Genomic DNA, 22,773 nt, shown 5'->3' with positions numbered 1-22,773 from the left:
CTCTTTTTTGTGTGCACTTTTATTCTTTCTCTAGTAAGGAAAGAAACGATTGTAAAACCGGTGAAATCCATCTCGATTTATGATAGATTACATGACTTTGAATAACTGCTGGCGTTTCGATAGGCTGAAAACAGAGTTGCTCTTTTTGACAACTTTCTTGTACAACGATGTAAGGAAGAATTGAAATGCCTAACTCGCACATGACAGATTGTTTAATGACTTCAACGTTGGAAGTTTCAAATGTTTTAGCTGGAATATTCCCGCTTTGACGTAAAAAACGATCTACCATCGGTCTATAGCCGCAGCTTTGTTCCGTAAAGATAAATTGGGTATCGTTTAGTAAACAAAATGGATTAGAGTGTGTTGAGTAATGTGTAGGTAAAATCCATCCAAATGATTCATTACAAAAAGTACGTGTAATAAAATCATTATGTTCCATACTTTCCCCAATTATGAAAATAACATCTGTTTCTCCTTCACGTAGCTTATTCATTGCTTGTTCGTTTGTATTTGTTTCCAGTACGATATTTACTTTCGGATTTTCCTGTTTGTAAGTACGTAATAATTGTGGTAATCGGTACACTGCTAATGATTCGTTAGATGTAATGCTTAATGTTCCCTCTAAATTATCACTATTTTGAGGAATTTCTTGTGCTTTTTCATAAATAGTAAGTAACTCTAGGGCATAAGGATGAAATTGATGACCTGCTTTTGTAAGAAGTACTTTTTTCCCTAATCGATCAAAAAGGGGGAGGTGTAAATCGTTTTCTAATGCTTTCATATGCGCTGTTACAGTAGATTGCGCATAACCTAACGCATGAGCAGCTTTAGAAAAGCTACCATACTTAACGATGGCACAAAAAGTTTTAACATGTCTCATTTCCATAAGCAATCCCTCTTTTATTATCATGATTTGTGAATGATTATATCACATATTTCAATTTTCCAAATGATTAAATTCTTTATAAAATGAAATTATAGAAATATTCATTTAAGTTATATTGGAGGAGAAATGATGATCAAAAAGAGCTATCATGTAGCTGTAGTTGGTGCTACAGGTGCAGTTGGACAGAAAATTATTGAACTGTTAGAGAAAGAAACTAATTTTAATATAGTTGAAGTTACATTGCTTTCGTCAAAACGATCCGCTGGTAAGGTAGTGCAGTTTCAAGGACGAGAGATAATAATACAAGAGGCAAAAACAACTAGTTTTGAAGGTGTAGATATTGCCTTTTTTAGCGCTGGAGGAGAAGTTTCAAAACGATTTGTTAATCATGCAGTGTCTAGTGGCGCAATCGTAATTGATAACACAAGTGAATACCGAATGGCTCACGATGTACCGCTCGTTGTTCCAGAAGTGAATGCGCACACTTTAAAGGAGCATAACGGTATCATAGCGGTTCCAAATTGTTCAGCATTACAGATGGTAACAGCTCTTCAGCCGATACGAAAATCATTTGGTTTAGAACGAATTATCCTTTCAACATATCAAGCTGTATCTGGCTCAGGAATTCATGCAATTCATGAATTAAAAGAACAGGCTAAATCAATGCTTGCAGGTGAAGAAGTGGAGAGTACTATATTGCCCGCGAAAAAAGATAAAAAACACTATCCAATTGCATTTAATGTATTGCCTCAAGTAGATATATTTACAGAGAATGATTTTACATTTGAAGAAGTAAAAATGATTCAAGAAACGAAGAAAATTTTGGAGGATCAAAACTTGAAAATGGCAGCAACTTGTGTGCGTGTTCCAGTTGTTTCAGGGCATTCAGAATCGGTGTATATTGAACTTGAAAAAGAAGTAACTATTGAAGAAATAAGAGCAGTGTTGCTGGATGCACCAGGTGTTATATTGCAAGATAATCCCAGTGAACAGCTGTATCCTATGCCATTATATGCAGAGGGGAAAATAGATACATTTGTCGGGAGAATTAGAAAAGACCCTGATACGCCAAAAGGGTTCCATCTTTGGATTGTTTCCGATAATTTATTAAAAGGGGCTGCTTGGAACTCAGTTCAAATTGCAGAGACGTTAGTAGAGGAAGGTATTATTTAGTATAGAATTACACAAAAATAAGAACTAGGAAACTATAGATTCCTAGTTCTTATTTTTGTGAAAATTTAATATAAATTAGTTTTTATAGAGTTTTTATAAATATCTATCTTATTGGCGGAAAATATTAACGTTTTATGTTCTTCGTTAATAGTAAGATTTATATGAATTGTTACAGGTAGTTCAAGCTTTTTTACTACATCTTCTATAGCGATATACTCATCTTCTGTTTCATTATAGTAAACAACAGATCTAATTGATACCTCTTCATGTTCTATATCAATTTCACACATCATAGAGAATTTTTCGTCATTATGTAAGAGTAATTCGCCAAGTACTATTGAACCGTTTAACTCTTCTGTAAAGTTAGTTGTTGACGCTGGTTTCACCCATGTTTCATCATATTCTTCGTTTTCTTCTTCATCTATTGCCCATTCCCATATTGGGTTTTGTTTCAAATCTTCAATCGTTAATTCATCAATCGGTTTGCAAATACCCATAAATATGTTCTCCTTTTGTAACGTAAAATAAGTTTTTATCACAATAATTAGTTGATTAATTATAAGTAGATTCAATATAGAATTTTCTTCATTTAATATAAAACTACTTTATTTTGAAATAAAGCTATTACGGTAATATTAACAAGTGTCTAGTTATCTATCAAATAATTATTAGAAGAGATTTTTAAATGGGATTGTTTTAAGGGGGGAATAGTAAAAAACATTAAGAATGAATAAAATTCATTTGGTATGATATGGATATAATCAATGCGAGGGGGAAATGTGATGTATGAAGTAAAGGGGTATTTTTCATCATTAAAAGGAAGTCATTATGATATTGGAAAGCAACAAGGGGAGTTTGTGAAAAATCATCCGTACCTTATTCCGCAATTTATACAAAAAGAACATTTAATATCAAATAACTATTGGACAGAATCTAGAAATATATTAAATCAATATTGTCCTGGAATTAATGAAGAAATTGAAGGCTTTTGTGAAGTGTTGAAAATTCCTGCTAAACAAATGATGTATTATTATCAAACATTATTAAAAGCAGGATGTAGTCATTGTGTCGTATCACCTAAAAAAACAGATTCAAAGCACACATATGTATTAAGAAATTATGATTTGTCGCCAAAAATAGATGATATGCGTTTCTGCTCGACACATGTTGAAGGTGCATATGTGCATAGTGGCTTTTCTACTCAATATTTTGGACGAACAGAAGGAGTTAACGAGCATGGGTTATCTGTTACATTTTCAGCATGTGGTCAACCGGTAGGAAATATTGCAGGTTTACGAAAGCCAGTGTTAAGTGGTTTACAATGTTTTGCGGTAATTCGATTATTATTGGAGAAATGTAAAAATGTGCAGGAGGCGAAATCACTTATAGTTGAAATGCCGATTGCAAGTAATATTAATCTAATTGTAGCGGATCCATTAGACGCGGCAAGAATTGAAATATTTGACGGGTATAAATCCATAACCACAATCGATGAGGAAAACCAAGATTTTATCGTATCAACAAACCATGCGATCAGTTTACCTATTCAAAAATTGAATAATAGAAGATTAGAACAATCTATAAACAGATATCACACATTGTATGATCATTTAAATAGAAATGAACAAATGAGTATGGAGTCTTTAAAAGGATTAGTAGAAAAAGAGTATCCTACTGGGCTGACAGTACACAATTATGAAGAATGGTTTGGAACTTTACATTCTGTCTTATTTGATTTACATAATCGTACAATGAATATTTGCTACGGATCTCCACTTTTAAACGACTGGTACTCATTGAAAGTTGGAGAAAGTCTATCTTTTTCTAAGGTGAATGTGAAATTTAAAAATAAAACGTATGCTGACTTTTGGAGAGAAGAGCGTTATTAATTGATTCCAAAAAGAGCAATGGGGTAATATGGTAATAGCGAGGCGTACATACGGGAGGGAATGCCATTGCTAAAAGTTATGTTACCGGTTGTTTTTATCTTACTTGTTGTCGTTTCAATGTATATTACTTACGAAAAAAGAAAAAAAGCAGGGGTAAAAGGATTGAAGAGCGCGTTAACTTCAATTTGTTTCTTTACACTAGCAATCTTAAATTTGTTTGCATATTGGTTTAACTTTGGCGGGATTTTTGTTTGGTTCATTTCAATTGTTTTATTGCTCGTTGGAGCATATTTTACGAAATATATTCCAATAACTAAAAAGGTACATTGACATTTATATGAGTTTAAATATTTTGTTTTGAAAAGAGGTTATTCTACTAAGTCGTTGTGAAACGGGTTCATAGGATAATCTCTTTTGTTCGTTTAGCTTTGTAAAGAGCGTACTGTTCTTTTTAGTTGCTCAATAAATTCTCGAGTTGCAGCACACATATATTTATCTTTTCTGTAAATAAGTCCTATTTCAATTGTGGGAGTAGGATTTTCTATCTTAATAGCTTGAATGCTTTTATTTTGTAAAAAGTCTATATAAGGTTTTGGTAACACTGTAATTCCCATTCCTTTTGAAACCATTTGGATTAAAGATTCCATCGTACTAATTTCTAAAATTGGTTTTGGTTTAAAGTTGAATTTTTGACAATGAGATGTAATTAGTTCGGTTAAAAAGAAATTTTTAGGTAATAGAATTAAAGGGTAGTTCTGTAATTCAGCAATAGATACATGATTACGTCCATCTAATCGATGACCGGTCGGTACGACTAATGTAAGTTCACTTTTGTATAGAAGGATAGAAATAATCTCCTTATCTTGCACCGGGAGAAATGTAATGCCAATGTCTAGTTCATTTTGTAATAATTTTTCACGAATATCTCCGGTGCGAAGCCCTAATACAGAAAGTTCTATATTGGGATATAAATGATTAAAATTTAAAATAGTTGATGGTAGTAAATAATTTACGACGGTTAGCAAAGATCCAATTGTTAAGGTACCTTGCTGTAATCCGTTTAAATCTTGAATAGCAGAACGAGCTTGTTCGACTTCATGAAAAATGGTTTTACTATGTAATAATAAAATCCTTCCTGCATCAGTTAAAGATATTTTTTTGCCAATGCGATCGAAAAGTGGCATTCCTATTTCGTGTTCTAATGCACGTATTTGCTGACTTAGAGAAGGCTGTGAAATATTTAATTTCTCAGCTGCTTTTGTGAAATGTAATTCTTTTGAAACAGCTGAAAAATATTCAAGTTGTCGTAATTCGATTGGGATCACCTCAAGTTTAATGATAGGTTATACCTATCATTATTATATAAATAATTGGATTGAACAATGATTTTTCAGGTTTTATAATCATCTTTATATAACAGAGATAGTTGTGAAAATAAATCGAGAAAGAAATTCATGTGACACCTTTAAAGGAGGAGAAAGAATGGCTAATGAATATCAATTATTATCTTTAAATATAGGGTTACCAAAAGAGGTTACATACGGCGGAAAGGTAATTCATACAGGCATAAATAAGAAACAAGTAAAGGAAGCGGTGTTTTTATCCTTTGTAAAATTTATTGGGGATGGTCAGGCGGATTTGGTTCATCATGGCGGAGTAGATAAAGCGGTGTGCGTATATTCGGCGGAACATTATGGCTATTGGGAAAAAGAGTTGAATCAAGGTCTTGTATATGGAGCATTCGGAGAAAATATAACAATTAGTGATATGCGTGAAGAGGATGTTTGCATTGGTGATACATTTCAAATTGGAGAAGCAATTGTACAAGTAACGCAGCCAAGACAACCTTGTTTTAAATTAGCAAAGAAATACAATATTCCAAAATTACCATTATATTTTCAAGAAACAGGATATACAGGGTTTTATTTTCGTGTATTAGAAGAAGGCTGGGTATCACCTGTTGATACGTTAAAGTTAATAAAGTCTGATCCGAAAGGTGTTACAGTAGCATTTGCTAATCGTATTATGCATAAGGAAAAACAAAATATGGAAGGGCTAAAAAGGATCTTAGAAGTACATGCGCTTTCTACAAGTTGGAGAAATACATTTGAAAAGCGAATGAGGGGGGAAGAAATTAATACGAAGGAGAGACTAGAAGGAAAAAAATAATAAAAAATATTTTTTTATAAATGGTGCATTTCTATGAGTAAAAACGAAGTAGAAAGCACTATTTTTATATAATAAACTTATTAATATTCAAAAATCTTAATATTGTTTTATTCGACTTAGTTTCGAATAGTCAAAACATAAAATTAATTAGACTCTTTTTTTATATTTTATGATAGTATATTGATTGGTAAGACCTATTACATTAAGAGCAGGTTATATAACTAAATCTAATTTGATGGAATTAACGTATGGAGGGACAACATGGGGAATGTTGAAATTTTTGAAAAACTTCTTTTAGAAGAACCGAAAAGAGAGCAGTTATTTCCTTTATTTGAAGAAGTGTTTGGAATTACAATTCAAACATTGAATGATTTTTCAGAGAGAGGTTATTGGGATGATACATACAAAGCTTTATCATTTTTACATGACGATAAAGCGATTGCAAATGTTGCGGTATTTTCGCTACCATTGCTAGTAAATGGTGAAAGAATAAATGCAGCGGGCATTCAATCGGTAATGACTCACCCTAATTTTCGTAGACAAGGACTCATGACAAAATTAATAAGTAAAATGATAGAAGAAATTGATAAGAAATGTGAATGTACATTATTGTTTACGGAAAAACCTGAACTATATGCATCATTTGGGTTTAAAGTTGTGCAGGAGTATTTGATGACTATTCTATATGATAAAAAGAATAATAATGATTCCTTACTTAGAAAGTTAGATTATTATATGGAAGAGGATAGAAAGTTAATACATGAAACTATTGATAGTAGCCAAAGGCTTTCAAATAAATTTTCAACATTAAACTTCCATCCTTCGTTTTATTTGAATATGTACAATTCGGAATGGAATAAGAAATTGTATTATTCAGAGAAACTAGATGCTCTAATTGTATATGAAGTAGATAATGAAAAGTTGAAATTATATGGGGTGTTTGCATCAGTAATTCCAGTTTTAGATGAAATATGCGGAGAAATCGCTGAAAGATTTACAGAAATCGAATTTTACTTCTCTCCAGATCAATTAGGGGTTGAGGATGTCCAGTTTACAGAATTACAGTCTAGTAAGTATTTAATGGTTCGAAGTAGTAGAGAGTTGGATTTGAAAGGTTATAAATTCCCAGTATTAGTAGAATTTTAAATGTGCATACAGATGCTTTATTATGGAGGAACTATGAAAATATCATATATACCAGATCATATTGCGCAACTTACTATAATGAATGTACCTGAATATTATAAGCTTAATAACAATCATGCGTTGATTGTCCGCTCGAAAGCCGAAACAGATTTTTGGCTTAAAACACATTATGGTTTTGATGTAATGAATGGTCATGTATTTTATACTGAGATGATGACAGATTTTCAAGCTGAAGTTCAATTGCGTATGAATCCAAATTCAAAATTCGATCAAGCTGGTCTTTTTGTTATGATTTCGGAAAAGTGTTGGCTGAAAACTTCATTAGAATATATTCCAGATGGTCCATCTCATTTAGGAGCTGTCGTAACGAATAATGGATATTCCGATTGGTCCACACAAGACTTTCCAACAGAATTAGCTAACGAGCAACTTCGTTTTCGAATTGTTCGTAAACGTGGTGATTATACAATATATGTGAAGAAGATCCACCAATGGGAACAAATAAGAATCGCTCATTTGATGGAGGATATAGGAAATGAGCCTGTTAAAATAGGTTTTTACACGTGTAGTCCTTCTAAAAATAATGGATTTGAGACTGAGTTTTTAGAGTTTACAACTGAAAAAATATAGATGAAAAACCGTATTCTTTTCATTAAGAATGCGGTTTTTATATTTATATAATACAAAGCACATTTATTGACCGGAAAGTCATAAATGCTTATCATTTAATAATGTTAAATATTAATTTGCATAATATAATAGAGGTAATGAAAAAATCAAAAATTATAGGGCTTAAGTAGAGGAGGGTATGTATTATTAAATGGTAATTTCATAGAAAAAAGGAGATTATGTATGAAATCATTTCGCAAATTATTACAGTATTTAAAACCATACATGTTCTTCGCTATTATTGGACCGCTATTTATGGTACTTGAGGTTGCGATGGACTTGATTCAACCGACTATTATGCAACATATTATTGATGTTGGGATAGCGAATCGGGATATGAATTATGTAATAAAAATGGGGCTTCTTATGATAGGGGCAGCAGCACTCGGTTTAGTTGGAGGACTTGGGTGCATGATGTATTCTACAAAAGCAGCTGTTAATTTCGCTACAGATATACGAAAAGATGTATTTGCGAAAATAGAAACATTTTCTAGTGAAAATCGTGATTCATTTGGAACTGGGAAATTATTAACGATTGTGACAAATGATATTACTTCTATCCAATCGGCGATGACGATGACATTACGTGTACTTGTTCGTGGCCCGCTGTTATTTATCGGAAGTATAATAATTGTTTTTGTAACAGCACGTGAGTTATTTCCTATATTACTCGTAGTCGTTCCAATTTTATTGCTTGCGATTATATTTATTGCAAGTAAAGCAAGCGGGACGTTCAAAAAAGTGCAAGAAGCTTTAGATAAAGTGAATACAAAGTTACAAGAAAATTTATCTGGTGTACGCGTTATTAAAGCGTATGTAAGACAAAAATATGAAATCACTCAGTTTGGAAAAGTGAATACAAATTTAACGAAAATAAACATTCGAGCAGTGCAGCTTATTTCCATAATGATGCCAATTATTATGTTAGTTGTAAGCGGCGGGATTGTCGCAACCTTATGGATTGGTGGAGAAAAAGTATTTAATGGAACTCTTCAAGTAGGAGCTATATTAGCATTTATAAACTATTTGAATATTATTTTAATGTCACTTATGTCTATAAGTATGGTATTTATGCAAATCGCGCGAGCATTTCCGTCTGCGGACCGTGTACAGCAAGTGTTAAATACTGAGGTTGATATTACGAGTGAAACAAATGCGCTTGTACCTAAGCAAATTGAAGGTCAAATTGACTTTAAAAATGTAAGTTATAGTTATACAAAAAATAATGAATATGTTTTAAAAGATATTTCATTTCGCATATGTAAAGGTGAAAAAGTGGGGATTATTGGTTCTACTGGGAGTGGTAAATCTACTTTAGCAAAACTGTTACCCCGTTTATACGATGTTGATCAAGGTGAAATATGTATTGATGGAATAAATGTTAAGGCGTATGATTTACAAAAACTTCGTGCTTCTATAGGTTTTGTACCTCAAAAGGCATTGTTGTTTTCAGGTAGTATAGAAGAAAACTTACGTTATGGTAAAGAAGATGCAACGAAGGACGAACTGGAAGTAGCAGCTTCAGCAGCTTGTGCGACTGAGTTTATTAATAAGCTAGGAGATTCTTATCAATATCATTTAACACAAGGTGCTACGAATTTATCAGGAGGACAAAAACAACGTGTATCAATCGCAAGGGCGCTTGTGAGAAAGCCATCTATTCTTGTATTAGATGATTCAACATCTGCTGTAGATGCTAAATCAGAATCTAACATTCAATCGGCATTAAGAACAGAATATAAAGGAACCACAACGATATTAATCGCCTCTAAAATTTCATCTATAATAGATGCTGATAAAATTCTCGTTTTAGATAACGGTGAATTAGTGGGTGATGGCACACATGAAGAACTGGTAGAACAATGTGAGGTATATCAAGAAATCTATCTTTCCCAAGGTGGTAATTTATATAAAGAAGGTGGGAAAGAACATGCGTAATTTTCAAGGGCAATTTGCTAATAAAGGTGGGCGTAACGCACCTAAGGTGGGTAAAGCTAACAATACGAAAGGAACTGTAATGCGCGTATGGAACTATATGGGCTATCAAAAGGTTGCTCTTACGTTCGTTATATTTTTAGTATTTGTTACGACGTTACTCGGGCTGTTAGGTCCATATTTAATGGGAGTAATTATCGATCAATATATTGTGCCGAAAGATTTAAGTGGTACGGCGAGAATGTGTTTGTTACTTATTGCGATTTACGGTGTAACAGTATTATTAACATGGTTGCAAACATTTGTCATGGTTAACGTTGCATTAAAAACGATACAAAAAATACGACAAGATATTTTTGAGAAAATCCAAACGCTTTCTTTACGGTTCTTTGATGTACGTTCTCAAGGGGATTTAATGAGTCGTGTGACAAATGATATAGATAATTTGAATCAAGCCTTGACACAAAGTGTTGTACAAATTATTTCATCAGCGCTAACCTTTATAGGTGTAACGATTGCGATGTTCGCGTTAGATTGGATTTTAGCGATTGTTACTTTAATTACAGTACCTATTATGTTTTTCGTTACAAAAAAACTAGTTGCTTATAGTGGTAAAAACTTTGCGAAGCGTCAAAAAGATTTAGGAGAATTAAATGGATTTATTGAGGAAGCTATAACAGGAGCAGATGTTACAACGTTATACGGGAAGGAAAAAGAAACCGTACAAAATTTCAATAAAATTAATGAACAATTAAGAGTTTCAGCTACGAAGGCGGATACATTTTCAGCTTTCATCTTTCCGAGTATGAACTTTATTAACAACTTAGGTATGGGACTTGTAATAGGGACGGGATCAATTATGGTTTTAAATGGAATGACAACAGTTGGTGTCATTGCCGCTTTTATTAATTATTCTCGTCAATTTTCAAGACCACTCAGTCAATTTGCAACTTTAATGAATACGATTCAATCAGCAGTTGCTGGTGGAGAACGTGTCTTTGAAATTATGGATGAAGTACCAGAAATCTATAATAAAAAAGATGCATTTATCGTACAAAATTTACAAGGATATGTTGAGCTTGATAATGTTTCATTCGGTTATGAGGAAAATAAAACAATTTTAAAAGAAGTGAGTCTTAAGGCGCAGCCAGGGGAGACAATTGCTTTAGTTGGTCCAACTGGATCGGGTAAAACAACAATTATTAATTTGCTAACACGTTTTTACGATATACAGCAAGGGAAAATTCATATTGATGGAAAAAATATAAAAGATTATGATATTAATTCGTTACGCAGTAAAATAGGAGTAGTTTTACAAGATACGTATTTATTTGCTGGGACGATTATGGATAATATACGTTATGGTCGATTAGATGCTAGTGATGAAGAAGTAATCAATGCAGCTAAGGCAGCATCTGCGCATTCTTTTATAAAGCATTTACCGAATCAATATGAAACAAAAATAGCTTCAGAAGGATCGAATTTAAGTCAAGGACAAAAACAACTTCTTGCGATTGCACGGGCAATTTTAGCAGATGCAGATATATTAATTCTTGACGAAGCAACTTCTAATATTGATACGAGAACAGAATTACAAATACAAGAAGGACTAAATAATTTAATGAGAGGTCGGACAAGTTTCGTAATCGCTCATCGATTGAAAACGATTGAAAAAGCGGATCAAATCCTTGTTATAAAAGATGGAAGTATTTTAGAAAAAGGAAATCATGAATCTCTTATGGAAGATAGAGGATTTTACTTTGACCTGTATACGAGTCAGTTTAAAATTTAATAACAATTTTGAAATGGTGCGGTTTCTCTAAGAAGGAGAAACCGCATTTTTATATTTGTAAAGATAATTAGAAATATAGAATTGAAGTTTTTAGATACACGGATTGTTAGTAAAAACAAGCAACTTCAGTGCCAAATAGAAGAATTAATTTACGTGAAATTGTAATAATCTCAAGAGCCATCTGTGCTGAACAGAGAAGTATTGGAGTTAAGTCTAAAGCATGAGTTAATAATAATAGAAAACTTGTTAGGATTGTAAAGCTCCCCCAAAAGAAACTTTTTGAAGTGTTACGGAAATCTTTTATTAGAGAAAAGAAAGAAAAAAATGCTGTAACAATGAGTATCAAAAATTTATATTTATCTGCCATTAAACCCCTCCTAAAGAACAGTAACTTATATTATAACGTATTTTTCTGTATTACAATAAAAAGATTTCTAAATAAATAGTTTAAATAGATAAATGTCGTAACTTAAAATATTTGTTTTAGAGAATAGATTAGTGCCCTAATTATTGTTTGCTTGAGCTGTACAGGATATTTGACCGGACAATAAGACGAGCTTTGAATATATTAATAAAAAAGGATGTGGAACAATGGCTAGATATAGTTTACATGGAGGTCATAATAGTATTGTACAAGGTGCAAATTATGGGAATCGGAAAGAACACATTATGGATCGACAAGTTAAGGATGCAGTTGTTGCTAAATTAAGAGCTTTAGGGCATACAGTTTATGATGACACTGATGAAGTAGGGACAACACAAGCTCAAAATTTAAATAACATCGTATCTAAAACAAACTCACATGATGTAGACTTAGTAGTTTCATTTCACTTAAACTCATATGATACGAATGCTAATGGTGTTGAAGTTCTGTACTATGACCAACAAGCTTTATCAGCAAAAATAGCAGCGCAACTTTCAAAAGATATTGGCTGGACAAATCGTGGTGCTAAGGAACGAAAAGACCTTTATGTATTAGCGAATACGAAAGCACCTGCAATTTTAATTGAACTTGGATTTATCGATAATGAAGCAGATATGGCAAAATGGGATCCAGATAAGATCGCAAATTCAATTGTGTATGCTTTAACTGGGCAGTCTAGTGGGACAACTCCGCCATCTAAACAAAATATCATTCAAACAGGAGCTTTTTCCCCTTATGAAACACCTGATGTGATGGGAGCATTAACATCCCTTAAAATGACGGCCAAATTCATCTTACAATCGGATGGTCTAACATATTTTATCTCTGAACCAACTTCAGATGCGCAGCTTAAAGGAATGACGGATTACCTTGATCGTAAAGATTGGTGGTATGAGGTTAAGTAAAAGTTTTAGTTTGAGGAACAGTATATTTAAAATACAATCGGCACAAAAAAGAGGATTACTCATTAAAAGTAATCCTCTTTTTATAATTTTATCCCGCATTAACGGGCAGTAAGACCCCCATCCGAAAATTCAGCGGAAGCAAAGAAGTTAGATGGGGGTCGGGCTGATTAAAGTTTCACTTTATTTCGTATGAATTAGATTAGATAAAGGTGACTCCTGCCTTGAAAATTAATAAGTATTGTATGAGAGAGTTTTATTGGTAACACATAGTATTAAATAGAAATTTAGAATTTGAATTTAATTAGCTAAAATTGAAATAGCGCTAAAAATTAATAAAACGGCCATAATGATATTAAATGATTTCGTATGCTTTAATAAAAGTTTTTGAAACATGGAACCAAATAAGCTCCAACTAAATGTACTCATTAAGCCGACTACACCTAGAAATAATGAAAAAAGTAGATAGCTTGAATATGAATTGTAGTACGGGAGAATAAAAGTTGATACTACAGTTAGTCCGAATAGTATCCCTTTAGGATTAACAAACTGAAGGAAAATCCCCACTGTGAATAAATTTTTATTATATTTTTCATCGGGATCTGCACTAGTTTTACTAGTGAGTATTTTAAAAGCTAAATATAGCATATAAGCTACACCTAAAATTTTTAAAGGGAATTCGATTATAGGTAAGATATTGATGAGTACAATATTAAAGAAACTACATAAGGAAGTGAGGATGAAAAATCCGAAAGCGACTCCGAAGCAAAATTGCATACTTCTTTTTAACCCATGTTGATTGGCGTATGTCATAGCTAAAAAATTGTTAGGTCCGGGTGTGAAGCTACTTATAAAAACAAATAACAAAAAAGAAAATATAGGCATTTCAAAACCCCCTAATTATTTGGTGTATGTTATAATGACCGAAAAGAACAATATAACGTGTGCTTTTTATTATACATAATGGTCGTTATATTGTATATAGTGTGGGAGTGTTTCTTATGGAAGAAATTCAACTTATTCTGGCGAAAAATTTAAAAACAATACGAGAGAAAGAAAAATTAAGTTTAGAAAAAGTTTCCCAATTAACAGGTGTAAGTAAAACGATGATTGGACAAATTGAACGTGGAGAGTCAAGCCCGACATTAACAACGATATGGAAAATAGCTAATGGGTTGAAAGTATCTTTTACTTCTTTAATCAATAATCCGCAACCGGATACGAAAGTTGTTTTACGAAATGATGTCCAAGTATTATTAGAAGACAATGGAAGGTATAAAGTGTATCCTTCTTTTCCTTTTCAAGATGATAGGAACTTTGAAATCTATACGGTTGAAATTGAAACGGAAGGAAAATTAAGTTCAGAAGGTCATAAAGAAGGGACCGAAGAATTTATAACGGTATTTGAAGGGGAGTTGACAATTGAAATAAATGATTGTCAATATAAATTAAATAGCGGGGATGCAATGTGCTTTAAGGCGGATAGACCACACTTCTATCATAATTCCGGAAGAACGCTAACTCGGTTAAGTATGACCATCTATTATCCGGTTATATAAATTTATTATTGCATAAAGAATATAAAGAAAAGTGCCCTGATAAACCATCTATAAAAGATGGTTTTATTTTTTGAAATTCATAAAAAAGGACACTCGTTTGAGTGTCAACATAGTATTGCTCTCGCGTATAGGATTGGAGTTTGTTTCTCAAATACATTTTGAGATGGTTCGCATTTAAGAAACTGTCTTCTTATTCAATGTAACATTGGCGGGGGGCAGTGTAAATTGATAATGTATATACGGAAAATTTAGTATAGATAATTTCTACTATGAATATAGTGTAATGTATTTATTATTCCGTATTAACGAGCGGTAAAATTCCTATCTCAAAATTCAGGTCGAGCAAAGAAATTAAGTGGGAGTCGAACTTGATGTAAACACCCAATTGATTTAACTAATTATATATAGGTGATGTACCAAACTCCTACTGATTCAACTTTCGCTTTTTTTACTTAAGTTTTTAAGATGGTGTTTTATAAAAAAAATGAATCATTTTTTAATCGATTCGTATAATTGATAGAGAGACATATGGTGAAGTGAAATTATAATATTAATTTGAAGTTGATATTGTGGAATAAAAAAGTAGAGCCAGGAAGTGAAAGTTTTTGTAGTAGTTATAATAAAGATAAAAAGTTTAATAAAGTAATCACTTGGAAAGTAAAAGAAAATAGCAAATAAGTTATTCTATAATAATAGATTTATAATGATTTGAATGAATAAAAAACATGTGGAATGAGGTATTAAATTGAACCGCAATGACAAATCATCGTTGAATAAAGGTATGATAGGACCTGAAAATATTGGACCTACCTTTCCGGTTCTTCCACCGATTTATATTCCAACAGGAGCAACAGGACCAACAGGAGCAACAGGCATAACAGGGGCAACAGGTCCAACAGGAGCAACAGGCATAACAGGGGCAACAGGTTTAACAGGAGCAACAGGACCAACAGGAGCAACAGGCATAACAGGGGCAACAGGTTTAACAGGAGCAACAGGACCAACAGGAGCAACAGGACCAACGGGAGTAACAGGAGCAACAGGAGCAGAGGGCAAAACAGGAGCAACGGGAGTAACAGGGGCAACAGGAGCAGAGGGCAAAACAGGAGCAACAGGAGTAACAGGAGTAACAGGAGTAACAGGAGCAGAGGGCAAAACAGGAGTAACAGGAGCAACAGGAGCAGCGGGCATAACAGGAGCAACAGGAGTAACAGGAGTAACAGGAGCAGCGGGCATAACAGGAGCAACAGGAGCAACGGGAGCAACGGGTATAACAGGAGCAACGGGAGCAACGGGAGCAACGGGAGCAACGGGAGTAGCGGGCATAACAGGAGCAACGGGAGCAACAGGAGTAGCGGGCATAACAGGAGCAACGGGAGCAACAGGAGTAACAGGAGTAACAGGAGTAACGGGCATAACAGGAGCAACGGGAGCAACAGGAGTAACAGGAGTAACAGGAGTAACGGGAGCGACAGGTTTAACAGGACCGACTGGAGTTATCGGTCCCATAACAACAACTAATTTATTATTTTACACTTTTGCAGATGGAGAGAGGCTTATATATACAGATTCAGATGGGATAGCTCTATATGGAACAACTCACATATTATCTCCTGATGAGGTTTCATATATTAATTTGTTTATTAATGGAATACTTCAGCCACAACCATTTTATCAGGTCAGTACAGGTCAGCTAACTTTATTGGATGATCAACCACCCTCGCAAGGTTCATCAATTATTTTGCAATTTATTATTATTAATTAAAAAAGACAGATTCTTAAATTAATAAAAAGAATCTGTCTTTTTGTTCTACATTAAAATAATTAACATTAAGTGACGATAAATTCGATTGTGATTGGAATTCCGCCGTCTAATGCATCTCCGCCAGGAATTGTAATAGCACCAGTTGGTCCAGTAGTAACACTGGAGTTCACACTAGGTTGAAGAATGCCGTTTACATATAAGTTGTAATACGTAAAAGTGGGAAAAGCAGTTGCAGTAGTACCGGCATCATTTAAACAAGCCGTTGCAGCAATTGCAAAAGCTGCACCTGTTCCTGTTCCAGCTCCTAGTGTAGATGTAAATCTTCTAGATGCCATAAATGGTTGGATGATTGGCAATTCATTCTCACCTCCTAAATTATTTTTGAACAAAATATAGAATAACTTGTCCGATATATTTTATGTGAGTTTTCTATAATAGAAACGGCTTCATGATAATAGAGGGAACAAAATTTTAGTAAAGGTATCATTGTTACTAATCTGAAAAGGCGGTGTTGTTACTTGTTGTTTATATGCTAATGCTTAGTTATTACATACAAATTAAAATGTGCTTTTGGACCTAAGAGATAAACGTGGAAAAATAAAATAAACTCTTAAGTTTAGGTGTTTAATCTAAGCAGTCAATCAGGTCCAACAGGAGACACAGGTCTAGCGGGAGCGACAGGAGCAACAGGTCCGACGGGAGATACAGGAGCAACAGGCCCAACAGGTCCAACAGGTCCAACGGGAGACACAGGTCCAACAGGAGCAACGGGAGCAACAGGATTAACAGGAGCAACTGGTGCAACTGGTGGCGGAGCTATTATTCCGTTTGCTTCAGGTACAACACCAGCTGTATTAGCTAACGCGGTATTAGCTAATACAGGAACCCTCCTTGGATTTGGATTTAGTCAACCTGGCATAGCTCCAGGAGTTGGAGGAGAACTCACAATACTGCCAGGTATTGTAGGTGATTATGCATTTGTAGCACCACGTGATGGGATTATCACGTCGTTAGCAGGATTCTTTAGTGCAACAGCGGCATTAGCTCCATTAGCACCTGTTCAAATTCAGCTGCAAATATTCATCGCACCTGCTGCAAGTAATACGTTTACACCAGTAGCGCCACCTCTATTATTAACACTAACATTACCAGCAATAGCAATTGGTACTACAGCAACAGGAATCCAAGCTTATAATGTTCCAGTAGTTGCTGGGGATAAAATACTGGTATATGTTTCATTAACAGCAGCTAGTCCAATAGCTGCAGTTGCTGGATTTGTAAGTGCAGGTTTAAATATCGTCTAATTCGTTACACTATTTAGTTGAAATTTAAACATTGATTTGTATACAGTCCTTCCTAATTTTATTAGGAAGGACTGTATTTTTTTGGGGGAAGAAGTAATCAATTAAAAATTCACTCAAAAAAATTGTGATTTATGATTTACACTTTATAGCTTCTGGAATAAGTTATATCATTAAAAATTTCTCATAAGCAAAAAAAGATGAATTCTATTAAAAATAGAATTCATCCATTAACCTATACTAGTCAAGTAAATGGTTTATCGTGATTAGTGAAATTTCATTTCTCAAATTAGAAATAAACTATTTGTTTTTATTACAGTTACATCCTTTTTTCTTTACATAGCCTTGATTGGCTAAATCTCTTTGCGATTGGGAATTGGAAGATTGAGAATTGGAAGACTGAGAGGATGTTGATGAACTACTATTTTTATTATAGGAGTAGTTTTTTCGGTAGTTATAATTACTCATAGTACTATCACCTCCAATTAAATATATAAATAGTATATGTATGTACTCTATTAATTGTTACGATAAAAAATCTCCTAGGTATTTTCCGAGGAGATAAATAGTTATTTATTTTTGATATAAATCAATATCCCCAATAAAGAGGGAAATAATAAGAATCATGATAGTATAGATTTTGTTGTTGAGTAGGAGGCAGAGTTGGCTGGCTTTTTATTTCGCGGTTTTGATTACAGTTTGCAGGAGGACCAATTACTGTAGTGGATTGAATAGGGGATACCGCTTGTTTCCATTGTTGTTCATCGAGACAGTAAGTATGAGCCATAATATTAGCGGGAGTTAATCTTAAAATATCAGAACCAAAAATAACTTCTGGGGTTGGGGCGTCGAAAATAGCTAATAAATGAGTGCCATCTGCTGTAGCAATTTCATAATGCCACCACGCTTGTGGGATGTTGGCAACTTGCCCTGGTTTTATCGGTAAGTTTAATATTTGATTAGTAAAAGGATTTAGTAAAGAAACAATAGCAGATCCTGAAATACAGTAAACAAGTTCAGCTGCATTTTGATGAATATGTGGCTCTATAACATTTCCTGTACTTAAATAGATATCTAATAAAGAAGTATTTTCTAACGTATTTAATTGTTTCATGCCAAGTACGTTTATATAATTTTGCGCATCTTTCTGAAAAAAATTACTTTCACTTAAATCATGAGTGAAATTAGTTGAGGGGGAAGTGTAGTCGATATTAGAAGTCATTTGTATTACCCGCCTTTCTATAAGTAAGTTAGGTTACAAAATTAGGGTATGTGTCTAGTCTTTATTTTGTGCAGTTGTCGGTAGCTTAATAAATTCGCTTATTCCATAAAGAATAAGGTATTAAGATTAAACTATATTCGTATTCCCGTTCATACTTTGGATTGATGGAAAAAAGTAATGAAAGTGTTACTTTAAAATTACATCAATCATTTATAAGGAGTGAATGTCCATGTCATTTAGTGAAATGATTAGAAATGAAGTGCTCAGCTGGGCGGGTGTTTCTGAAAAACCGCATCGATTTGGTGGCATTGAAATAAATTATGGTAAGAAGGAACTTGGTCATCTGCATGGTGATAAGTTAGTTGATTTACCATTTCTAAAGTTAAAGCGAGATGAATTAGTGAACCAAGGATTGGTGAAACCACATCATGTATTACCTGAATCAGGTTGGATAAGTTATTATATAAAGAGTGAAGAGGATATTCCATTTGCAATTGAGCTATTCCGTATGCAATATGACCGAATAAAAAAGTAATGAAATAAAGTAGAGTAATAAAAAATTTTTATGTCACATCCCTCCTTAATCGTTCGTCTTGTATGTAGAACGGATAAGGAGGGATTTTATTATGAAAAATTTTGATGTAGCTATTGTTGGTGGTGGGCTTGCTGGATTAACAGCATCTATATATTTAGCGAAAGCTGGAAAGAAAGTTATTGTATTAGAAAAGTCAGGTCACTTCGGTGGTCGAGGGATGACTATAAATAAAAATGGCATTTGTATGAATCTTGGCGCACATGCTTTATATAGAGGTGGAGAAGCGTTGATAACTTTTAATGAGCTCGGTATAAATCTTCCAGGTGGAATTCCATCTACAAAAGCACATGGTATATGGAAAGGGGATATTTTTACCATCCCAACAGATTTTCGCTCTATTTTATCAACACCGTTACTTTCATGGTCTGCAAAAGTACAGTTCTCTCGTCTAATGATTTTTTTAGGGAATTTAGATGTAGGAAAAGTTCCCAAAATGAGTCTAACTACATGGGCGGAAAAGGAAATTAAAGATCCAATGGTTCGGAATATATTTTATGCATTATGCCGAACGACAACATATACGTATGCTCCTACAATACAATTAGCATCTTCTGTACTAAAGCAAATACAGCTTTCTATGAAAGAAGGAGTACTTTATGTAGATGGGGGGTGGGAGACGATAATAACAAATTTAAGGAATATAGCGAGTGATAGTGGTGTGCAATTTCTAGCTAAAAAGCATGTGTTGAAAATAGAGCATTGTGAAGGGAAACAAAGAATACAATGTTTTGACGATGAAGTATTTGAAGCAGGTGCAGTCATTGTAACAACTCCGCCGAAAGAGGCTTGTAAAATTATAAAAGGTGCAGAGGGAACAAGTTTGCAAAAATGGTGTGAACAATCTATACAAGTGACCGTAGCAGCATTAGATATTGGTTTAAAACAATTGACGAACCCTTTGCATCATTTTGCATTGGGGCTAGATCAACCTATATTTTTCACAAATCAATCGAGAGCAGCTAAATTAAGTGAAAATGGATCAATTGCAGTGAGTCTAATTAAGTATCATAACCCTGTACTAAAGCTGAATCAAATTCAAGATGATAAAGAGCAGTTAGAAAATACGATGGAATTGTTACATCCGAATTGGGAAACGGAAGTAGTTGCAAAGCAATATTTACCGAAAATAACAGTAGTACATGATTTTCCTCATATTAACCGTGTTGAAAATCCTGGGCCTAATATACATGAAATGCCAGGTGTTTATGTAGCAGGAGATTGGGCAGGGCATGATGAAATATTAGCTGATGCTGCAGTAGCAAGCGGAAAACGTGCAGCGTTACACATTTTAAAGCAATTCGAAAGTGGGGCAGTACATCATGGAAACGGAGCAGTTATATGAAACGTACCAACCATTATTATTTTCATTAGCATACAGAATCCTTGGGAGTGTTATGGATGCTGAGGATATCGTTCATGACGTTTTTATCTCGCTAAATAATATAGAGGACGTTCAATCTATAGAAAATATGAAAGCATATTTATGTAAAATGGTAACAAATCGTTCAATTGATAAATTACGTTCAGCAGCACATAAACGGAACGTATATGTCGGAATGTGGTTACCAGAACCATTTGTGGAAGAGACTGATGACCCATCAGAGTCATTTGTAATGAAAGAATCAATTTCTACGGCATATTTATTACTTTTACAACAACTGACTGAGGTAGAGAGGGTTGTTTTCATATTAAGAGAGATTTTCAGTTATGACTACGAAGAAATCGCATCAATTGTAGATAAGAGTAGTGTGAATTGCCGAAAAATCTTTCAACGTGCACGAAAAAGTATTTTAGATAAGCCGAAGCAGTCAAAGTTAAGTACGAAAAAAATGGCTGCTTATGTTGAAAAGTTTGTATCATCATTACAGTGTGGGGATGCGCAAGGCATGTTAGAAGTATTAAAAACAGATGCGATATTGAAAGCAGATGGTGGGGGTAAAGTTACAACTGCAATTCATCCAATTTACTCTGCAGATAGAATTATACGTTTATTCTTTGGAATTGGGAAGAAGTTCCCGCCAGTGTACAATGTTGAGTATAAGATAGTAAATGGCGCCCCTGGTGTTATTGTTAAAGTGAAAAATAAAGTGACTTATGTGCTTTCATTTACATTTGAGAATGAAAAAATCGCAAACATTTATATGATGGTTAATCCTGAAAAACTTATACACTTAAATGTGTAATAGTATAAAAAAGACGCATTTCTTTAGAAGTGCGTCTTTTTTATTATTTCTCTAACATTTCAAGAGGTACATCTTTTTCGCCTGCTACTTCAAATTTAATTTCCCCGTCTTCTTCATAAATACGTGAAATAATCGGTATAGTAATCATTAATTTTTTATGCTGTTTTCGCTTTCGAGCAGCATCTAAGCTAATCACGTTCATTGTAAGCATCCTTTCTTCTAGAAATATATAAACAAAAGAAAATGCGTCCGGAAAGGGCGCTTAATTGAATTTGAAATACCGATTCATTTAATTGGGGTTTATATGATTTAATAACTGCAATTGAATTAAAAATAGTATGAATGGAATAATTGCACGTAGAAATTAACTTTACCAAAAAACGAAACAATATGCTATAAAAAAAATTAAATCTTTGTCATATAACGAGAAAAAGGTTTTCGTTTCGCATATAATGAAAGTAGACGGGCAACAAGAGCTTTTTCATCATATTGCTTTAGAAAGGCGATGAAAAGAATGGATACGTTAGATTCATTATTATTTCAACTTGAACAATATGGAGAAGAGCATGATCGAAATAAAAAAACACGGGAAGAAAAATTACGGAATATTTCTCGTGAGATGGGGCAGTTTTTATCAATTTTAGCAAAAGGGTGTAGCGCAAAAAACATTTTAGAAATTGGAACTTCTAATGGTTATTCTACATTGTGGTTAGCTAACGCGGTAGAAGAAACAAATGGAAATGTAACAACTGTAGAGCTTTCTTCAGAACGAGTTGGAGAGGCACTTGTTAATTTTGAAAAGGCAAACCTGTTGCAAAGGATTGATGTTCATAATCAAGAAGCAGGGGCATTTTTAGATGCGCAGCTAGATCATTCATTTGATTTTATTTTCCTAGATTCAGAGCGTACGCAATACATGTGGTGGCTTGAGCATATAAAGCGCATTTTACAACCAAAAGGTATTCTTGTTGTTGACAATGCAACTTCTCATGCAAGTGAATTAGCCGAGTTTAGAAAAATGATTGAAGAAGATGAAATGTTTGAAACGGTATTACTGGCATTTCAAAATGGAGCATTTGTAGCGCGTAAGAAGAAATAAGATAGAGCGTAATATAATTATCACATTGAAAAAGGGTGTATGTCAAAAGATTCAGTACAGTAGG

General features: G+C 33.8%; 23 protein-coding genes and 1 pseudogene. 16 read left to right on the top strand and 8 right to left on the bottom strand.

Going from position 1 to position 22,773, the window contains the following annotated elements; translation table 11 throughout:
- Positions 1–19: 19 nt before the first annotated feature.
- Positions 20–910 carry a LysR family transcriptional regulator gene (locus tag ACUXEY_RS25580; protein ID WP_461301880.1) on the bottom strand — a complete coding sequence of 297 codons (891 nt, stop codon included), beginning with the start codon at positions 908–910 and terminating at the stop codon, positions 20–22.
- 105 nt (positions 911–1,015) lie between these two features.
- Here ACUXEY_RS25580 and ACUXEY_RS25575 point away from each other — a divergent pair, with 105 nt between their 5' ends.
- On the top strand, positions 1,016–2,059 hold the full coding sequence (locus tag ACUXEY_RS25575) for an aspartate-semialdehyde dehydrogenase (RefSeq protein WP_461301879.1): 1,044 nt from the start codon (positions 1,016–1,018) through the stop codon (positions 2,057–2,059).
- 65 nt (positions 2,060–2,124) lie between these two features.
- On the opposite strand, the gene ACUXEY_RS25570 is transcribed toward ACUXEY_RS25575, so the two are convergent.
- The gene (locus ACUXEY_RS25570; protein ID WP_166705289.1) at positions 2,125–2,556 is read right to left on the bottom strand and encodes a hypothetical protein; all 432 of its coding nucleotides are present in this window, start codon (positions 2,554–2,556) and stop codon (positions 2,125–2,127) included.
- Positions 2,557–2,841: 285 nt separating this feature from the next.
- On the opposite strand from ACUXEY_RS25570, the gene ACUXEY_RS25565 reads away from it, so the two are divergent.
- Positions 2,842–3,948 (top strand): C45 family autoproteolytic acyltransferase/hydolase, encoded by a 1,107-nt coding sequence (locus tag ACUXEY_RS25565; protein WP_461301878.1) that lies wholly within the window; start codon positions 2,842–2,844, stop codon positions 3,946–3,948.
- A gap of 66 nt (positions 3,949–4,014) precedes the next feature.
- Entirely contained in the window at positions 4,015–4,278 is a 264-nt protein-coding gene (locus tag ACUXEY_RS25560) for a hypothetical protein (RefSeq protein WP_353840772.1), read from the top strand.
- A gap of 92 nt (positions 4,279–4,370) precedes the next feature.
- On the opposite strand, the gene ACUXEY_RS25555 is transcribed toward ACUXEY_RS25560, so the two are convergent.
- Positions 4,371–5,273, bottom strand: a complete 903-nt coding sequence (locus ACUXEY_RS25555) for a LysR family transcriptional regulator (RefSeq protein WP_429601358.1) — start codon at positions 5,271–5,273, stop codon at positions 4,371–4,373.
- A gap of 157 nt (positions 5,274–5,430) precedes the next feature.
- On the opposite strand from ACUXEY_RS25555, the gene ACUXEY_RS25550 reads away from it, so the two are divergent.
- From ACUXEY_RS25550 to ACUXEY_RS25530, 5 genes are all read left to right on the top strand, one after another.
- Positions 5,431–6,117, top strand: coding sequence for an MOSC domain-containing protein (locus ACUXEY_RS25550; RefSeq protein ID WP_461301877.1), 687 nt, complete (start codon positions 5,431–5,433; stop codon positions 6,115–6,117).
- A gap of 261 nt (positions 6,118–6,378) precedes the next feature.
- Complete coding sequence (locus ACUXEY_RS25545) at positions 6,379–7,263, top strand: GNAT family N-acetyltransferase (protein ID WP_353840769.1); 885 nt, start codon at positions 6,379–6,381, stop codon at positions 7,261–7,263.
- Positions 7,264–7,296: 33 nt separating this feature from the next.
- Positions 7,297–7,893, top strand: a complete 597-nt coding sequence (locus ACUXEY_RS25540) for a DUF1349 domain-containing protein (protein WP_429601355.1) — start codon at positions 7,297–7,299, stop codon at positions 7,891–7,893.
- A gap of 222 nt (positions 7,894–8,115) precedes the next feature.
- Positions 8,116–9,870 carry an ABC transporter ATP-binding protein gene (locus ACUXEY_RS25535; protein ID WP_461301876.1) on the top strand — a complete coding sequence of 585 codons (1,755 nt, stop codon included), beginning with the start codon at positions 8,116–8,118 and terminating at the stop codon, positions 9,868–9,870.
- Positions 9,863–11,659 carry an ABC transporter ATP-binding protein gene (locus ACUXEY_RS25530; RefSeq protein WP_429601353.1) on the top strand — a complete coding sequence of 599 codons (1,797 nt, stop codon included), beginning with the start codon at positions 9,863–9,865 and terminating at the stop codon, positions 11,657–11,659. The genes ACUXEY_RS25535 and ACUXEY_RS25530 overlap by 8 nt, the downstream gene beginning before the upstream one ends.
- A 106-nt stretch (positions 11,660–11,765) precedes the next feature.
- Here ACUXEY_RS25530 and ACUXEY_RS25525 read toward each other — a convergent pair whose 3' ends face one another.
- A complete protein-coding gene (locus ACUXEY_RS25525) occupies positions 11,766–12,026 on the bottom strand; it encodes a hypothetical protein (RefSeq protein WP_166705283.1) in 261 nt (86 codons plus the stop codon).
- A gap of 224 nt (positions 12,027–12,250) precedes the next feature.
- Here ACUXEY_RS25525 and ACUXEY_RS25520 point away from each other — a divergent pair, with 224 nt between their 5' ends.
- Positions 12,251–12,988, top strand: coding sequence for an N-acetylmuramoyl-L-alanine amidase (locus ACUXEY_RS25520; RefSeq protein WP_461301875.1), 738 nt, complete (start codon positions 12,251–12,253; stop codon positions 12,986–12,988).
- A gap of 297 nt (positions 12,989–13,285) precedes the next feature.
- Here ACUXEY_RS25520 and ACUXEY_RS25515 read toward each other — a convergent pair whose 3' ends face one another.
- Positions 13,286–13,870: a LysE family transporter gene (locus tag ACUXEY_RS25515; RefSeq protein WP_461301874.1), complete on the bottom strand. Its 585-nt coding sequence runs from the start codon at positions 13,868–13,870 to the stop codon at positions 13,286–13,288.
- Between the two features lie 59 nt (positions 13,871–13,929).
- Here ACUXEY_RS25515 and ACUXEY_RS25510 point away from each other — a divergent pair, with 59 nt between their 5' ends.
- A complete protein-coding gene (locus ACUXEY_RS25510; RefSeq protein WP_461301873.1) occupies positions 13,930–14,544 on the top strand; it encodes a helix-turn-helix domain-containing protein in 615 nt (204 codons plus the stop codon).
- A 745-nt stretch (positions 14,545–15,289) separates the two neighbouring features.
- Entirely contained in the window at positions 15,290–16,309 is a 1,020-nt protein-coding gene (locus ACUXEY_RS25505) for a DUF4183 domain-containing protein (RefSeq protein WP_461301872.1), read from the top strand.
- A 65-nt stretch (positions 16,310–16,374) separates the two neighbouring features.
- On the opposite strand, the gene ACUXEY_RS25500 is transcribed toward ACUXEY_RS25505, so the two are convergent.
- On the bottom strand, positions 16,375–16,665 hold the full coding sequence (locus tag ACUXEY_RS25500; protein ID WP_001121647.1) for a DUF4183 domain-containing protein: 291 nt from the start codon (positions 16,663–16,665) through the stop codon (positions 16,375–16,377).
- A 273-nt stretch (positions 16,666–16,938) separates the two neighbouring features.
- On the opposite strand from ACUXEY_RS25500, the pseudogene bclB reads away from it, so the two are divergent.
- Positions 16,939–17,613: pseudogene (bclB, locus tag ACUXEY_RS25495) on the top strand (collagen-like exosporium glycoprotein BclB); the annotation flags it as partial.
- Positions 17,614–18,199: 586 nt separating this feature from the next.
- Here bclB and ACUXEY_RS25490 read toward each other — a convergent pair.
- A complete protein-coding gene (locus ACUXEY_RS25490) occupies positions 18,200–18,832 on the bottom strand; it encodes a cupin domain-containing protein (RefSeq protein WP_461301871.1) in 633 nt (210 codons plus the stop codon).
- A gap of 229 nt (positions 18,833–19,061) precedes the next feature.
- Here ACUXEY_RS25490 and ACUXEY_RS25485 point away from each other — a divergent pair, with 229 nt between their 5' ends.
- From ACUXEY_RS25485 to ACUXEY_RS25475, 3 genes are all read left to right on the top strand, one after another.
- A complete protein-coding gene (locus tag ACUXEY_RS25485) occupies positions 19,062–19,367 on the top strand; it encodes a luciferase domain-containing protein (RefSeq protein ID WP_166705444.1) in 306 nt (101 codons plus the stop codon).
- A 91-nt stretch (positions 19,368–19,458) separates the two neighbouring features.
- Positions 19,459–20,769 (top strand): phytoene desaturase family protein, encoded by a 1,311-nt coding sequence (locus tag ACUXEY_RS25480; RefSeq protein ID WP_461301870.1) that lies wholly within the window; start codon positions 19,459–19,461, stop codon positions 20,767–20,769.
- Complete coding sequence (locus tag ACUXEY_RS25475) at positions 20,747–21,610, top strand: sigma-70 family RNA polymerase sigma factor (RefSeq protein WP_461301869.1); 864 nt, start codon at positions 20,747–20,749, stop codon at positions 21,608–21,610. Before ACUXEY_RS25480 ends, ACUXEY_RS25475 begins: the two co-directional genes overlap by 23 nt.
- A 43-nt stretch (positions 21,611–21,653) precedes the next feature.
- On the opposite strand, the gene ACUXEY_RS25470 is transcribed toward ACUXEY_RS25475, so the two are convergent.
- Complete coding sequence (locus ACUXEY_RS25470; protein ID WP_001100983.1) at positions 21,654–21,812, bottom strand: hypothetical protein; 159 nt, start codon at positions 21,810–21,812, stop codon at positions 21,654–21,656.
- 303 nt (positions 21,813–22,115) lie between these two features.
- Here ACUXEY_RS25470 and ACUXEY_RS25465 point away from each other — a divergent pair, with 303 nt between their 5' ends.
- Complete coding sequence (locus tag ACUXEY_RS25465; protein ID WP_461301868.1) at positions 22,116–22,709, top strand: O-methyltransferase; 594 nt, start codon at positions 22,116–22,118, stop codon at positions 22,707–22,709.
- The last annotated feature ends 64 nt before the right edge of the window (positions 22,710–22,773 follow it).

Source organism: Bacillus sp. F9_6S_D1_P_5 (assembly GCF_054823925.1).
The sequence above is the reverse complement of the archived record's forward strand: the minus strand, read 5'-3'. Positions and strand labels throughout refer to the sequence as shown.